The 17203-nt window shown below is 46.0% G+C and carries 10 protein-coding genes; all 10 read left to right on the plus strand.

Annotation, left to right across the window (positions count from 1 at the left end; genetic code table 11):
- Window positions 1-16: 16 nt before the first annotated feature.
- Window positions 17-886: a carbohydrate ABC transporter permease gene (locus tag GC098_RS27200; RefSeq protein WP_171646330.1), complete on the plus strand. Its 870-nt coding sequence runs from the start codon at window positions 17-19 to the stop codon at window positions 884-886.
- Between the two features lie 445 nt (window positions 887-1331).
- Window positions 1332-2909, plus strand: a complete 1578-nt coding sequence (locus tag GC098_RS27205; protein ID WP_171646331.1) for a type 2 periplasmic-binding domain-containing protein — start codon at window positions 1332-1334, stop codon at window positions 2907-2909.
- Between the two features lie 168 nt (window positions 2910-3077).
- Window positions 3078-4100: a glycoside hydrolase family protein gene (locus tag GC098_RS27210; RefSeq protein WP_171646332.1), complete on the plus strand. Its 1023-nt coding sequence runs from the start codon at window positions 3078-3080 to the stop codon at window positions 4098-4100.
- Between the two features lie 15 nt (window positions 4101-4115).
- A complete protein-coding gene (locus tag GC098_RS27215) occupies window positions 4116-5078 on the plus strand; it encodes a Gfo/Idh/MocA family protein (protein WP_171646333.1) in 963 nt (320 codons plus the stop codon).
- 18 nt (window positions 5079-5096) lie between these two features.
- Entirely contained in the window at window positions 5097-7217 is a 2121-nt protein-coding gene (locus tag GC098_RS27220) for a TIM-barrel domain-containing protein (RefSeq protein WP_171646334.1), read from the plus strand.
- Between the two features lie 79 nt (window positions 7218-7296).
- A complete protein-coding gene (locus tag GC098_RS27225) occupies window positions 7297-8316 on the plus strand; it encodes a response regulator transcription factor (protein ID WP_171646335.1) in 1020 nt (339 codons plus the stop codon).
- The gene (locus GC098_RS27230; protein ID WP_171646336.1) at window positions 8313-10148 is read left to right on the plus strand and encodes a cache domain-containing sensor histidine kinase; all 1836 of its coding nucleotides are present in this window, start codon (window positions 8313-8315) and stop codon (window positions 10146-10148) included. The genes GC098_RS27225 and GC098_RS27230 overlap by 4 nt, the downstream gene beginning before the upstream one ends.
- An 11-nt stretch (window positions 10149-10159) precedes the next feature.
- Complete coding sequence (locus tag GC098_RS27235; protein WP_246359005.1) at window positions 10160-12448, plus strand: glycoside hydrolase family 95 protein; 2289 nt, start codon at window positions 10160-10162, stop codon at window positions 12446-12448.
- A 229-nt stretch (window positions 12449-12677) separates the two neighbouring features.
- A complete protein-coding gene (locus GC098_RS27240) occupies window positions 12678-14573 on the plus strand; it encodes an ATP-dependent protease PrkA (RefSeq protein WP_171646337.1) in 1896 nt (631 codons plus the stop codon).
- A gap of 375 nt (window positions 14574-14948) precedes the next feature.
- On the plus strand, window positions 14949-17203 hold a 2255-nt coding region (locus GC098_RS27245; RefSeq protein ID WP_171646338.1), incomplete at its 3' end, for an S-layer homology domain-containing protein.

A 17203-nucleotide genomic window follows, 5' to 3' on the forward strand; every position in this document is an offset into this window, starting at 1 on the left:
CCGGAGGTGAATCGCTATGATTATGACAAGAGGCCATAAAATTTTTAATTTACTCAATATCATTTTGTTAGGTATCCTCGGATTGAGCATGGTGCTTCCCCTTATTCACATTATTGCACAGTCCCTAAGTAATAACGCTGCCATTAATGCGGGGAAAGTATCGTTGTGGCCAGTTGGCTTCACACTGGGAAGCTATAAACTTATTTTACAGGACCCGACGATATGGCTTGGGTTTCGAAATAGTGTTATTATTACGGTTTTTGGAACCTTGATCAACCTATTTATGACTACAACGCTAGCTTATCCTTTATCTAGACCTGAATATTTGTTCCGTAAATCCATTCTGGTGATGGTGCTGTTTACCCTTATTTTCAGCGCGCCGTTAATTCCAAACTATTTGTTAGTGAAGCAATTAGGGCTTCTTAATACGCTTTGGGCATTAATGCTTCCTATGGCTATTAGCTCTTTTAATTTATTCGTTATGCGTTCATTCTTCCTAAACCTACCTACGGAGCTGCTGGATTCGGCAAGAATTGACGGGTGCGGCGAGTTTCGGATATTGTGGAATATTGTACTGCCTCTATCTAAACCTGCCATGGCTACGATGGGCATCATGTATGCGGTGGGTCATTGGAACCGTTATGCCGAGGCTGTGTTTTATATCGATCATCGCAATTGGATTCCGCTGCAAGTGCGGCTAAGAGAAATTGTATTTACAGATCAAATGGGGCAATCGGACGTTTCTTCGGAATTAATGTTATTACTTTCACCGGAAGGGATTAAGATGGCGGTTATTGTCGTGGCTACGATCCCCATCCTTTGTGTATATCCGTTCCTACAAAAGCACTTTATCCAAGGGATGATGGTAGGTTCAGTGAAATCTTGATGATTTCGTAAATTGCAAAAAACAATTCAAACAGTAATAGTAAGTCGATAAAAAACTGCCCCGTGAGTGGGCAGTTTTTTATTTTTCGTTAGAGTTTTGCTGATGAGCCAAGCCCGTTCCTAAGCACAAGTAGCCCGTAAACAGCTCTACCGTCCATTTCGTGTAATTCCCATTCCCCACTATAGCCGCTCCTTCTGCCAAGTAGCCAAACAATCCTCGTTCCTCGCGATCCTCAGATTAGCAGCTTATATGTCCGAAATCACTCATCCATGGATTTGACCAGCTGTTTATCTGTATTTGATGTTCAGAAACGGCTGTCTTTAATCGTATAAAATGACATGGCGTCTTAAATTTATACATACAGGAAACGACAACTTTTCGTTATGATACATACAGAGTCGTGAAACCGCTTGCAATTTTTGAAATGGAAAGAAGGGGTGTTTATATGAAAAAAACTATCAGTCTTACCCTGGCTGTTATGATGACAGCTTCTGCTTTAACCGCATGTTCCTCGGATGGAAAGGTAGCGGGAAATGCTTCACCACAGCCATCGGGTAACGTGAAGAAAGCACCAGTTAAGTTCTCGATGCTTTATCCAACGACTGTCAGTACGGGATACCATACTCGAGTACCTGATTTGAACAAGGATAAATGGATATTGAAGCTTGAGGAGTTAACGAATACGGATTTGGACGTTAAGGTTGTGGAGGATGCCAAATTCGGCGTTATGTTCGCAAGTAACGATATTCCCGATGTTGTTGGCAGTATCGGTGGTCCAGGCAGTAAGTCGATGTCCGGTTCTGTAGAGAACGGTGTTTTCATGCCGCTGGACGAGCTTTTGAAGCAGAATGGGCCGAATTTGTTAAAAGTGGTACCCAAAGCAGCTTGGGATAGTGTTTCGTATGAAGGGAAGATTTATGGCGTTCCTGAATTTTTGAGCAATCCATCCCGTCGTTCCACGTACATTCGTACGGATTTACTGGAGAAGGCCGGGCTTCAAGCTCCTAAAACCGTAGACGAGTTTCTGAATGTGCTGCGGGCATTTAAGAAGATGGGTGTAGAGAATCCATATCAAATGAGAGAAAACTTCAAGTATGCGGACGTTATCTTAGGAGCTTTCGATGTTTTGCCTTATAAGGATCAATTTGAGCTGGTAAATGGTCAAGTAGTCCCGAAATTTTTCGATGTAGAAAATGTTCAAAAGGCACTCACCACATATAAAATGATGTATGACGAAGGTTTGATTCCAAAGGAATTCGCAACCATCACTTCTACCGATTTTACGAAAAGCATTGAGTCGGGTAAAGCGGGAATCTGGTCGCAAAATGCTTCTGGATTACCAGGTTACCGTACGAAGGCCCAACAAGCTGTTCCAGGAGCAAAAATTGATATTATTCCTTCACCTAAAGGACCGGAAGGAAAGGGCGGATATTTCTATTATGCACCTGTCATTCGTTCCTTCTTCGTTAATAAAAATGTGAAGCAAGAAACAGCTGCGGGAATTATTAAAATGTTTGATTGGATGGTTTCTCAGGAAGCTGAAACCTTCTTCACCTTCGGAATTGAAGGCGATACCTACACCAAGGACAGCAGCGGCAAAATTACTTATAAATTCCCGACGACGAAGGAAGAAACAGATGAAGAAGGTTTCCGCAGCGGAACGATGTGGGCGGTACATGACTCCACTTACAATAAACCGAGACTTCTGCTGAACGAAGATGGTAAAGCGACCTTGAAAGCATTCGATGAGGTTCTATCGAAGGAAGGGTTGGCTGGTATCGGATTTTATCCTGATTTGAGCAGCTTCGCTAAGTTTCCGGATCTTGCAGCACCTCAGCCTGATGTAGGTCCGAAAATCATTATCGATCACATGATCAAAATGATTTACGGCAAAGAACCAATCACCGATTGGCCGAAGGTGATCGAAGAGTATAAAGCCAAAGGCGGCAACGAAATTATTAAAGAAGCGACTGAGCGCTGGAACAAGAAGCAAGGCGCGATTATGATCGATATTAATAAATAAGCTGCCATTAGAAAAGGGCATCCTTCATGCAGAGTATTCTGCCGAAGGATGTCTTTCCCTATGATAAATCGTAAAAAAATACATACATATCTTAATTTTATCCTTACTGCTAGAGCGAATTAATTTCTATAATGAAGGCAACAAATCGATGGAGAGGTGAGTGTCTGAATGGAAAGTATCGCAGAACGTATGCTGCCCGCGCCTCGCGAAGGCGGATTTCGAATGGAAGGTTATTGGGTATGGTGCGGTTCGGTTATTCGGGGAGAGGATGAACGCTATCATATGTTTGCTTCTCGTTGGCCTAAATCGCTGCCTATGCATCCTGGTTGGCTGGTTGCTTCAGAAATAGTGCGAGCGGTTTCGGATACCCCGGAGGGGCCGTATACCTTTCAAGAGGTCGTTTTGCCTGCTAGAGGAGCCCAGTATTGGGACGGGCGCAGCACACATAATCCACATATCACCAAATTCGGAGATAAGTATCTTCTCTACTATATGGGTTCTACACACCCGCTGCCTGATGTGGTCGCTGGTGATGGATTCGGGTTGGAAGACCCGCGATGCATCGTAGCACGTTCTAATAAACGAGTAGGTCTCGCTATGGCGAACAGTGTTTTTGGGCCTTGGGAAAGAAGCGAGAGCCCGATACTCCCCGTGCGACCAAACCGGTTCGATAGCTACTTGACCTCCAATCCGGCACCTTGCTTACAGGAAGACGGTTCCGTGCTGCTTGTCTACAAAGCCCGTCAATATGAAGGTAATCTTCATGGGAAGATGACGATTGGGGCCGCCGCAGCAGATAGCTATCAAGGACCTTATCGTGTATTAACAGAGGAGCCCATTTTTCCGCCGGATCAATTTCATATCGAGGATCCTTTCATCTGGAAGACGGCGAAAGGGTATGAGCTGTTAGCCAAGGATATGGAAGGAACACTTTGCGGGGAAAGGCATGGAGGCATTCATGCTGTTTCTCAGGATGGGCTGAAATGGCAATTATCTGAGACGCCAAAGGCTTATTCACGTACGGTTCTTTGGGACGATGGAACGGAGCAAACGATGGGCAATCTTGAACGGCCTTTTCTGTTATTTCATGATGGGAAACCGACGCATCTGTTCGCTGCAGTTGCCGACGGATCCGGGGGATTTCGTAACGCAGAGAATACTTGGAATATGGTTATTCCGTTGAAGCCTTAGGGAGGTAGTTTACATATGAAAGCTATACTGGTTGGTTTGGGATCTGCTGGGTTCAGTTGGTGTAAACGTCTAAGAGATCAAGGATTATTAGCAGCCGTTGTTGAGGTTGATATGGCCATGAAAGAGAAGATGAAGGATGATCCATTCCCTTTCTATACGTCATTAGAAGAAGCTTTGCAAAACGAACAGGCGGATTTTCTGGTCAATGTAACATCGCCGATGATGCACACTGCTGTGAACCATGCGGCGTTTGACCGTAAGCTGGCTGTTTTGTGTGAAAAACCGATTTCCTTTGATTATGATGAATCCATTGAGGTCGTGGCTCGAGCTGCTCGGGAAAACATCCCTTTTATGATCGCAGAAAATTACCGCAGGATGCCTTATATTCGTAAAATGAAACAGCTAATAGACGAGGGTGCAATTGGCACGCTTTCCACGCTGGATATACAGTTCTACAGGTACCACCATGTGCAGCGGAGATATACCGTTAGTATCCTGGATGACATTGGTGTACATCACTTGGATATGCTCCGTTATTTAACCGGAAGAGAGGGGAAATCGGTGCAGGCCAAGCTGTACAATCCAATTGGCGCCTGGGAGGAGGAAGGGGCTATTATCAATGCTTATGCCTTCCTTGAAATGGATAATGGAATCACAGCTGCCTACAATGCCTCCATCGCTGCAAGAGGGACAGAAACACCGTGGAGCGGCAATTGGAGAATTGAAGGAACCAAAGGGGCTATGGAAGTCATCGATAAGGAAATCCGCCTAATTCGGGACGGAGAGGTCTTACTCGTCGATGATATGAGTGGTGTAGATGAAACAGATACACTGGCTGAGTTTTTGGCATCGCTTCAGGAGGGTCGCGAAGCGGAGACAAGCGGCAGGGACTATTTGAAAACCCAAGCACTTGTTCATTACACGAAGCTGGCAAGTGAATCCGGTCAAACGAAAGCCATTGAGGTTCCAACTCTATAGATGAATGGGGAAACTAGCATGCAAATAACGAATTGGCAACAATCGGCGCCAGGCGTATGGCGCCTTACGATTGGAGAACCGCAAGGAATTACACCGCTCTCATTGATGGGCGTTTCGCCGAAAACCGAGGCCCTGCAGCAAATGCCGCAGGTACAGCCGCCTTTTGCCTGGGAAAGTATTCAGCTCGAGGAAGCAAATGGCTGTCTCATTCTGTCTATTCCGCTTGATCGAACTGAAAAGCTATACGGGACAGGCCTTCAGTTATTAAGAATGAATCAACGGGGAAGAAACCGTTATTTACGTGTGAACAGCGATCCCAAGCAGGATACGGGTGAGACGCATGCTCCTGTGCCTTTTTACGTAAGCGATCTCGGGTATGGCGTTTTGGTGGATACTTCACGGATAGTTACGCTGTACTGCGGGTCAACCATGAGGCAGGAGGAAACGCCAAGTGAGGATATTCGTGATCGCAACACCGATAAGGGATGGAAGGCAACACTAGTCGCATCGCGGGTGGAGATCCGGATTCCTGTCGAAGGTGCAGACGTGTATTTGTTTGGCGGCCCATCCCTTTCAGATGTGGTGGCTAGGTATAATTTATTCTGCGGTGGCGGCACATTGCCTCCGAAGTGGGGACTTGGCTTCTGGCACCGAGTTCCGACGCTGTATACGGATCAGCAAGTGCTTGAAGAAGCGGAGCAATTCCGCCAGCACGATATTCCCTGTGATGTGATCGGGCTCGAACCCGGTTGGCACAGCCAAAGCTACCCAGTCAGTTACGAATGGGAGAAAAGCCGATTCCCTGAGCCCGAAAAATTCGTGAAGGCTTTGGACCAAAGCGGGTTTCGGGTGAACCTGTGGGAGCATCCCTTCGTATCGCCAAAGAGTGAGCTGTACGAGGAACTGAAGCCGCTTTCGGGGAGTCATTCGGTATGGGGCGGGCTTGCGCCGGATTATTCGCTGCCAGCAGCTGTGGAGCTTTATAAGAAGCAGCATGAAGAGCAGCATGTCAATATCGGAGTATCCGGTTACAAGCTGGATGAATGTGACGGAAGTGACTTGACCAACAATTCTTGGATGTTTCCAGGACATGCTCAGTTTCCATCTGGTCTGGATGGCGAGCAGATGAGACAAATGTACGGGTTGATGTTCCAAAAAATGACGGCTGAACTGTTCCGCAGCAAAAATCGGAGAACGTACGGGCTTGTTAGAGCTTCGAATGCCGGAGCCTCAACGATGCCTTATGTCCTATATTCGGATCTCTATGATCATAAACAATTTATTCGCGGTCTATGCAACTCCTCCTTCAGCGGTCTGCTGTGGACACCGGAGGTTCGCAGAGCCCGAAATGCCGAAGATTGGGTACGGCGGATGCAAACGGTATGTTTCTCGCCACTCGCAATGCTGAATGCATGGGGAGATGGAACGAAGCCTTGGTCTTTCCCAGAAGTGGAAGGAACTGTTCGCCATTATATCAAGCTGCGGATGAGATTGCTGCCTTATTTGTATACAGCTTTCGCCACCTACCGTGAGCAAGGCATTCCTCCTTTCCGCGCAATGCCTTTTGTTATGTCCGCATCAGAAATCGCAGAAGCCGAGGCGATGTATGCCGAAGCGGCTGAGCAAACCTTGAATACGACAGATGCTGCTTACGGCAAGAAAAAAGTAAGAGAATGGGATGACCAATACATGTTCGGCGAAGCATTGTTAGTAGCTCCACTGGTTGAGGGAGAGTCTGAGCGGGAAGTCCTACTACCATCAGGAATTTGGTATGGATTAGAGACAGGGGAACGTTATACCGGTGGATGTATCATTCGTGTTCAAGCAGGTTTGGAGCGAATTCCGGTATTTGTTAGAAGCGGGTCTGTCATTCCGATGATGCCTGCGCTATCGCATGTCCCACCCTTAGGCACGCGTGTTCCGCTTGAACTGGTTCATTTCGGTGATGGAATGGGTGAAGGAAATCTGTACGATGATGACGGGGAATCATTTGATTATGAACGAGGTAAGTTCGGTTGGTGGAAAGCGGCAGTCACGCAAAATGCAGCTGGCGTCTACTCCGGGAAACTCATAGGGATTGACAGCGAACCGACATCTTTCAGTTCTGTCACGTGGCGTTTCGCACAAACTCGTTTGTAATTCCTTCCGTTGTAGAACTTATATCCGTGAGTTATCATAATTGGATAGCGATTCTGAGAAACATAGGGGAGGTCCGGACATGCATGTACTGATTGTAGACGATGAACCTGTCATTCGCAGAGGAATGGTCAAGATGGCGGAAATGTACGCACCTTCTTTCACGAAAATACAGACGGCAGAGAACGGCGTGGCTGCTTTAGAGCGGATTCGCGCCTGCGAACCTGATCTTGTGTTGACGGATGTTCGCATGCCCAAAATGGACGGATTGGAGCTCTGTAGAATCATTCATGAGGAATTTCCTCAAATTAAGACCGTTGTGATATCCGGTTATAGTGACTTTGAATATGCCCAAAAAAGCATGAATTATGGTGTGCGGCACTATATGCTGAAACCGGTTACCAAATCGGATGTGCATGGCATGCTGGATCAATTGATCAAACAGCCATCACGCAGCTATATGCCGCCTTCCCGTTATATCGAGTGGATCGATCAAATGGAACAGCAAATATGGGCCTTGCAAATGGAGGAACTAAGCAGCTTAATCAGCCGCTGGCGTGAATACTGCCTATCTGCCAATTTATCGTTGGCCCAGCTTAAGGAGCTATTGGATGATTGTAATGCGCTTCTTGTCAAACGCTTTCAAGGCCGCAATTATTCCCCTTCCTCCGTGCAAGCTCACTTGCAGGCGGATAGTGTGAAGGAAGCCCTCGAAGCGTTTGAGAAGGGTTTGTTTCAAATGGCGAAAGGACTTCAAGACGTTCGAAGCGGCAGCTTCAAAGATCCTATGGAAGAGGCCAAAGGCTTTATTGACAGCAGGTTGTCAGAAGACATTTCGTTGGATCAAGTTGCTGCGATGGTCGGATTGACACCTACTTATTTCAGCTCGCTTTTTAAAAAAGTAACGCATGAGACCTTTGTTCAGTATCGGATCAAAAAAAGGATGACGAAGGCGAAGGAAATGCTGGCTATCCCTTATGTCCGAATCGTGGATGTAGCCGCAGGTGTCGGGTATGACGATTACCCCCATTTTACGAAAACCTTCAAAAAAATTGTTGGCGTTTCGCCTTCTGAATATCGCGCAGGGCTCGGTATCAAATGAAAATCAGAGGTTTAACGAAAAAGCTATTCGTCTATTTTCTGATTGTCATTATTCTTTCTCTTAGCAGTGTAGGTATTTTCTCCTATATGACTTCTTCCGATGAGTTAGCGGAAATGGTTGAGAACCAAATGAATCAAATCGTCGGAAACGCGGTTCATCATACGGATCTGTATTTGAAAGACTATGAGCGCTCCATTGTCTCTATTTTGACGAACAGACAGGTTATGGAGTTTATTGATCTGAAGGCCAATCGGGAGGAATATGACTTTTATACCTATCGGAAAATGATTCTCGAAACGAGTGTCGATCCGCTATTTATTCGTAATCCTAAATTAGCTTCTGTGTATTTGCTCAGCGATAAGCTGAATGCGGTCTATTACTATAATGGTGTGAACGAGCAATCCTTCAATGTGGAGGATAAACGGAAGCAGCGGGAATATTTTCTCGCCAATACAACGCCTGACGGAAAATTGAGTATTTTGAACCACACCATTATTGAAGGTCAAGAGAATCAAATGCTCACGTTAGTCCGTCGTATTCGAGGCTTCACCTCGCCTGAATTGAGTGGCTTGCTCGCCATTGAGATGAGATCTGCTGATTTGTCTGCTCTATGGAAAGGGATTGATTTAGGTAAATACGGGTACCTGTTTATCATTGATGAAAAAGGTCGTTATATCTATCATCCAGATGGAAAAAATGTCGGTTCAGATGTTCCGAAAGAGTTCGTAGAGAAGCTGCAAGAGGCTGGGAGTTCATCCTTCGTCGACAGCAGTGAGGGGGATCAGCGCATGTATCTAAGCCGCAAATCTGATTATTCGGGTTGGCAGCTTGTTGTCTCCATGCCGCTTCATGAACTGCGTAAACCGGTGGCTAACATCCGTTCGACAACGCTTGTAGTCGGATTATTTACGCTGGTATTAGCGATCCTGCTTGCCTACAGATTCGGTAGGTCGATTACGAAGCCGATTCAATTACTTAAATCCGGGATGCGAGAGACAGAAAAAGGAAATTGGGCAACCATTCCACTCCCCTCTCACAGGGACGAAATTGTCGAACTCATGGTTCGCTATAACGTGATGGTCAATCGGCTATCTGAAGCGGTTGATCGTGTGGTTCAGGTCGAATTAAGCAATTCAGAAATTCGGATGGAGCGACAGAAGGCTGAGTTTCAATCTCTTCAGCTGCAAATCAATCCACATTTTATGTACAACACACTGGAGACGATTATTTGCTATGCCACAATCCAGGATTCAGAGGAGATATCCGAAATCGTTAAGGCACTTGCATATATGCTGCGATACTCGGTCCAAACCAATCTGGAGGAAATAACGGTTGCGAACGAGTTGAAGCACGTTCTGTATTATCTGGTCGTACTGAGGCATAGAATTGGCCGGGAGTTCGAGATTGATGTTGCGATTAAGCCCGAATATTTGCTTCATGTCATGGTTCGACTGACTCTTCAGCCTCTAGTCGAAAATGTGTTCCAGCATGCATTTCCGGAAGGATTGGAAGATTATCATTTCATCCGAATCGACGGAGGGGTAGAGGACGGAATCTTCTGGATCAGTGTAGAGGATAATGGTTCAGGGATATCGGAGACAAAACTTACGCAGCTCCAAGAGAAGTTGAGCACAAACAGACTGGCAGATGCTGAAATAGATGAAGCGGGTAAAAAAGGCGGTATTGGTGTGCTGAACGTCCATCGTCGAATTCAAATGGTCTATGGGGAGAATTATGGACTGAGGATTGAAAGTATGGTTGACCAGGGAACTAAAATGATCATGCTGATGCCTGCATCGTCTAAACATATTGATAAACCAAATCTTGAATAGGGGGCATAAACTTGAACAATCGCGAGAAATTGTGGTACCTTCAGCCTGCTAAGATGTGGGTAGAAGCGCTTCCGATCGGCAACGGTCGACTAGGCGGGATGATTTTCGGTCATGTGCAAGAGGAAAGGATTCAGTTAAATGAAGATTCCATCTGGTACGGAGGTCCTAAAGATGGACTCAACCCCGATGGTTCAAGATATTTAGAAGAAATCCGGGAGCTGCTTTTTGCCGGAAACGTCGTGGAGGCTACGCGATTAACGCGAATGGCGCTCTTTTCCACACCTAAATATTACAATCCTTATCAGCCTTTGGGAGACCTAAGGCTTTATTTTCATGATCAGAAAGGCGAAGTTGAGGATTATCGGCGAGAATTGGATTTGAAGCAAGCCATCGTTCGTACAAGCTATAGGATCAACGGGGTCACTTACCGTCGTACGATATTTGCCAGCTGCCCTGATCAAGTGATGATGATTCGATTGGAGTGCGATCAGCCAGGTAAGCTTAATTTCTCAGCGAATCTGAATCGCAGACCGTTTGAAGGGGAATCTGGCGCATTATCGGCGGATAGTATATGGATGGGCGGAGAATGCGGGAAGCATGGTGTCGAATATGCTTGCGTGTTGAAAGCGAAATCCCAGGATGGTCATGTGTCCGTGATAGGAGACTTCCTGTCTGTGGAAGGGGCCAGCTCTGTGACTTTAGTGCTTGCCGCAGCCACCACATTTCGAGAGCCTGATCCATTAGCAGCATGCAGGCTTCAAATTGATGGCGCCGATAGGTTCAACGCTGACGAGATCGAACGCCGGCATATCGAAGACTATCAGGAATTGTATAATCGGGTCAGTCTGAATTTGACGGAAAACGATCTGCTTGACGATCTGCCAACGGACGAGCGGTTGAAGCTTTTACAAGGGGATCAATCAACTGTGGATAGCGGTTTGACGGAGCTTTACTTTCATTACGGCCGTTATTTATTGATCGCCAGCTCCCGCCAAGGGTGTCTGCCCGCGAATCTTCAAGGCATTTGGAACGACAGCTTTACGCCTCCATGGGAGTCCAAATATACGATTAATATCAATACACAAATGAATTATTGGCCAGCTGAGGTTTGCGGATTATCGGAATGCCATGAACCGCTGTTCGACCATATCGAAAGAATGCAGGTCAGCGGCCGGCAAACAGCGCGAGAGCTGTATGGCTGCTCAGGCTTTGTCGCTCATCACAACACGAACTTATGGGGAGAGACACGGCCTGAAGGGTTGTTTCCTACATGTGTGATATGGCCGATGGGGGCTGCATGGCTAAGCCTGCACGTATGGGAGCATTTTGTTTTTACCGAAGATATGGATTTTTTGCGGCATAGAGCCTACCCGATCTTAAAGGATGCTGCGGCTTTTTTCGTTGATTATTTGGTGGAATCGCCAGATGGACAGCTTGTCACGGGACCCTCTGTCTCTCCAGAAAACGTGTATGTATTGGCGGATGGAACCAGAGGAGCACTGACCATGGGACCTTCTATGGATACGCAGATCATCCGTGAGTTGTTCGAGGCATGTAAACAGAGCAGCCTCCTCCTTCAGGTCGATAGTGAGCTTCATGAGCGGCTCTCCGCGCTGCTGGAGCGACTGCCTAAGCCACAGATTGGCAAACACGGACAGATCATGGAGTGGTTGAAGGACTATGAGGAAGATGATCCAGGTCATCGGCATATTTCACAGTTGTTTGCGCTGCATCCGGGAACCCAAATCAATCCGCATCGCACACCGGAATTAGCCAAAGCAGCTGCAGCCACACTGCAGCGCAGATTGGAAAACGGAGGCGGGCATACGGGTTGGAGCAGTGCGTGGATCGTCAATATGTATGCAAGACTGGAAGATGGCGAACAATCGTATGCGCATTTGAGCCACATGCTGCGGAAATCAACGTATCCCAATCTTTTTGATGCGCATCCTCCTTTTCAAATTGATGGGAATTTCGGTGCCACGGCGGGCATTGCCCAGATGCTGCTGCAATCCCATGCTGATGAGCTGAACTTACTTCCTGCGCTGCCGCCTGTGTGGTCTGAGGGAGAAGTGAGAGGACTTAGGGGGCGCGGCGGATACGTTGTTAACCTCAAATGGTCCGGTGGGAAATTATCGCAAGCGGTCATTCACGCAGCGAAGGCTGGCTTATGTAGAGTCCGTACACGTCATGCGGTTTTGGTCCGCTGCGGGGGAGAAGATATCGCCTTAGGTGGGGGGCAGTCAGTTGTAGAGTTTCATGTTGAAGCTGGCAGAACGTATGAGCTTTATAGAAAATAATCGTTGAGACTTGTATGGACGGGCATTCAATTCCAGTTATTGTCATTCTTTTGATGGTTGAATTCGCAACGGCTAATCCATTACGTTAACCAAAATAGTAAAGTGAGAAATCCATTAGAGTTAAAAAATTTCGGGCAAGTTATCCTCCATGAGTGCATAGGATTGTAGTACACAATTCACCATCACGAGCTGACCTAGATAAGAAAGGCAGCAGTGAAAGGAGGTACCCATGGACATATTCAAAAGAATTTCGGAGCATCGTACGGAGAAGGATTCATTGAGCTGGACCGGTACGTTCGCGGAGTACATAGAATTGCTTCGCAAAAATCCTGGACTCGCGAGAACAGCGCATTCAAGGGTCTATGATATGATTGCTTCGCAAGGAATCAATGACCAAGTCGGGCACAAATCCTACAAATTCTTCAACAAAGAGATTTTCGGCCTGGATCGAGCCGTTGAGAAGCTGGTGGAAGAATATTTCCATTCCGCTGCCCGTCGATTGGATGTTCGTAAGCGGATATTACTGCTGATGGGTCCTGTAAGCGGTGGTAAATCAACCATTGTGACTATGCTTAAAAGAGGGCTGGAGCAATTTGCTAGAACTGACTTAGGGGCTGTCTATGCGATTAAAGGTTGTCCGATGCACGAGGAACCACTTCATTTGATCCCTATGGAGCTGCGTCCCGAGATCGAGCGAGAACTGGGCGTAAAGATTGAAGGCAGTTTGTGTCCTTCCTGCCAAATGCGTTTAAAGACCGAGTACAACGGCTGTATTGAAGATGTTCATGTTGAGCGTGTGTTCGTTTCAGAAGAAGCGCGTGTAGGTATCGGTACGTTCAGTCCATCCGATCCGAAATCACAGGATATTGCCGATTTGACGGGAAGTATAGACTTCTCTACCATCACGGAGTTTGGTTCCGAATCCGATCCGCGTGCATACCGGTTCGACGGGGAGCTGAATAAGGCAAATCGGGGTATTATGGAGTTTCAGGAAATGCTGAAATGCGACGAGAAATTCCTCTGGAACTTACTATCTCTCACACAAGAGGGTAACTTTAAGGCAGGACGGTTCGCTCTCATTAGCGCCGATGAGCTGATCATTGCGCATACGAATGAAACCGAGTATAAATCTTTTATTGCGAACAAGAAAAATGAGGCTTTGCAATCGCGGATGATTGTTATGCCAATTCCGTATAACCTTCGGGTATCGGATGAAGAAAAAATTTACTACAAGCTCATCGGACAGAGTGATATGTCTCACATTCATATTGCTCCGCACGCGCTCAGAGTTGCTGCGATTTTCTCCATTCTTACCCGCTTGAAGGAAACGAAGAAGCAAGGGATGGATTTAGTCAAGAAAATGCGTATGTATGATGGTGAAGTTGTGGAAGGTTACAAAGAAGCTGACCTCAAAGAAATGCAAAATGAATACCAAGAAGAAGGTATGAGCGGCATCGATCCGCGTTATGTCATCAACCGAATTTCAAGTGCATTGATTCGCCAAGATCTTCAGTGCATTAACGCACTAGATGTCCTGCGTGCTCTGAAAGATGGTTTGGATCAGCATCCGTCGATTACGAAAGATGAGCGTGAACGGTTCCTCAATTTCATTTCCGTGGCGCGCAAGGAATACGACGATATTGCCAAGAAAGAAGTGCAGAAAGCGTTCGTTTACTCCTTCGAAGAATCAGCCAGAACCATTTTCGATAACTATCTCGATAATATTGAGGCTTATTGTAATTGGGGGAAAATCAAGGATCCGCTTACCGGTGAGGAAATGGATCCAGATGAGCGCCTGATGCGCTCCATTGAAGAGCAAATCGGCATTTCTGAAAATGCCAAGAAAGCATTCCGAGAAGAAATACTGATCCGCATTTCCTCCTATTCCCGTAAAGGTCGCAAATTCGATTACAGCAGCCACGAGCGGCTGCGTGAAGCGATTGAGAAGAAGCTCTTCGCTGATTTGAAAGATATCGTGAAAATAACGACTTCCACGAAGACACCGGATGAGAAGCAGTTGAAGAAAATTAATGATGTGACAAAACAATTGATTGATGAGCACGGATATTGCCCTGTATGTGCCAATGAGCTGCTGCGTTATGTAGGGAGCTTGCTCAACAGATAAGAGAAATTGACTTAAAGCCATGGATGCGATCCATGGCTTTTTTTGCATTTTTGATTGTGCTACACACATCTGTCAATTTGCTACTTTAGAACTAAATGAAGTGGTCTTTCCTATCAAATTGTTTCTCGAATGTTTACAAAAAAAGTGCTTTTTTAGGACTTAATGTATTCTTTATACAATCTTTATGTAACTTAATGGTGTTTTTTAAAGGTATATAGTGGAAATTGTCGTATATTACTTACTAAGAGTAGGTAATTAGACGTATTATATTTATCTCTAATTACTAAGCTCAACTTAGAGTCAGAGAGGAAGAATGGCTGAACTTACGCCAAATACCCAACTATAGACTCAGACAAATGGATCCAGGAGGACAACATGAATCAATCTAAGAACAAAATGATGAAAAAGATGCTCCCAGTATTAGTGGGCTCCAGTATGGTGATTTCCATGCTTGGAACAGCCGCCGCAGCAGCACCGTCGGATGTCAGTGGACATTGGGCAGCCAAACAGTTGAATGAATGGCAAGGTAAAAGCTGGATTCAAGGCTATGAGGACGGAAAAGTAAAACCAAACAACACCGTAACTCGTGCAGAATTTATGGCGTTTATCAATAGGGCGTTTGGATTGACTGCGGCAGCAGATGTTACGTTCAAAGACGTTAATAAATCTGGTTGGGAATATGCTGAAATCAGTAAAGCTGTTAAGGCGGGCTATATCAGCGGTTATGAAGACGGGACGATTCGTTCTGGCAATGAGATCAGCCGTCAGGAAGCTGCCAGCATTATCGCGAAACTGCTTAATTTGACTGCTTCCGATGCGGAGAAGGCACTAGGCAAATTTGCTGACTCCCAGAAAATTGCTCTTTGGAGTAAGCATGCGATTGCAGCGTTGTCTGAGAAAGCCATAATTAACGGCTATGATGATGGATCTTATCGCCCTGCGGCCTCCATTACTCGTGCTGAAGCTGTAGTAACCATCGATCGCGCTTTAGCGGCTAAAGCAACTGTTTACGATAAAGCTGGAACTTTTGGTCCAGAAAGCGGAACCCAGACAATCGAAGGCGACGTAGTCATTTCAGCCCCTGGTGTTACTCTTAGAAATGTGACCATCACCGGGAACCTGCTGTTCGCCGAAGGAATCGGTAGCGGCGATGCGTTCTTGGATGGTGTAACAGTTAAAGGTTCTACAACAGTTAAAGGCGGGGGAGAGAACTCCGTTCACTTCAAAAATACGGTGCTCGTCACTGTTATCGTCAACAAGAAGGACGGTAGTGTTCGTATCGTTGCCGAAGGTTCTACAACTGTCCAGCATGTAACCGTACAATCCAGCACGAAGATAGAAGAATCGGGCGTTACAGGCAGCGGGTTTAACAACGTAGATTTAGGTGCTGAACTTCCAAAAGACTCCAAAGTCACGATGGTCGGAGATTTTGAGGATGTAGAAGTTTTCGCTAAATCGATTGTCGTTGAAGTTCCAAGCGGGTCTATCAAAAAGTTCGATGTGAGCAAAGACGCTGGGGATTCTTCGATCAATTTGAGTAAAGATGCCAAAATTGTAACGCTTGTGTTGGATGCAATCGTTAAAGTTCTCGGAGATGGTAAGGTAGAGAAAGCGACTATTAACGACGGTGCAAAAGGCTCATCCTTCAACAAAAAACCGGACACAATTGACGGTCCACAGAAGGATGGCACTACTGTTAATAACCCGTCTACGTCTACTGGTGGCGGCGGTGGTGGATCTAGTAGCGGTGGGTCAGGCGGGACAGTTGCACAAAGCACTGCGCTTAAAGCAGACTTTATTTTTACTGGTCACTTGTATAATCGCATTGATGAAGTTGCTATTATGAACAACGAGAGTACTTCCACACTTACTGTACCTGTTAACGCAACTGTGAAAGTATATGATGCAGCAACTGGAGGCGTTGTGATCGGTTCTACGATTAGGAAGAGTGCGACAGTATCAGAACCGACAATAGTTAAGATCGAGAATGATTTTGGTTCGCTTAGCACGATCTATGTAACAATCACGGAAACGGGCAAGTCCGAAAGTGTGCGCGTGCCTCAAACGGTGCTTAGTCTAAGTCCGGTAGTAGTGTCCAAGGTAGTAAACCGCTCTACTGCAGAAGATGATGTATACTTGAATTCCATTGCTGCGAATATGCACGTTCAATTTTTTAATGGAAATCAATTGGTAGGGTTTGAACCGCACAATAACAATGACAATGGTTTTCGATTGACTGGAGGTTTCCAGGACGGTAATGAGTATTATGTTGCTTTGGTAGGATTTGAAGGTCACTCGTTTGCTGAAAGCGATCATGTTCTAATCGACGTACCAGCGGCAAATCATGTTCCTGTAGCTAATAGTGTGACTACTAAGACGTTAACAATTGGCGGGGGATCGAGTACTATCAGTGTTTCTGATTTGGCAACGGATCTGGATCAGGATAAACTTAACGTAACGAATGCAACTTACCACACTCCTGGAATTGTAGATATTCTTCTGAATAATGGAGTCTTAACATTAACACCTGTTGCTATTGGTAACGTTAATGTAACTGCGATAGTACAAGACGTTTACGGGGAGAGAGTCAGTGTCACAATTCCTGTTAAGGTAAGTGATCCTTCTGCGCC

It is taken from the genome of Paenibacillus phytorum, from assembly GCF_013141715.1.
In the GTDB taxonomy this organism is placed as follows: Bacteria; Bacillota; Bacilli; order Paenibacillales; family NBRC-103111; genus Paenibacillus_E; species Paenibacillus_E phytorum.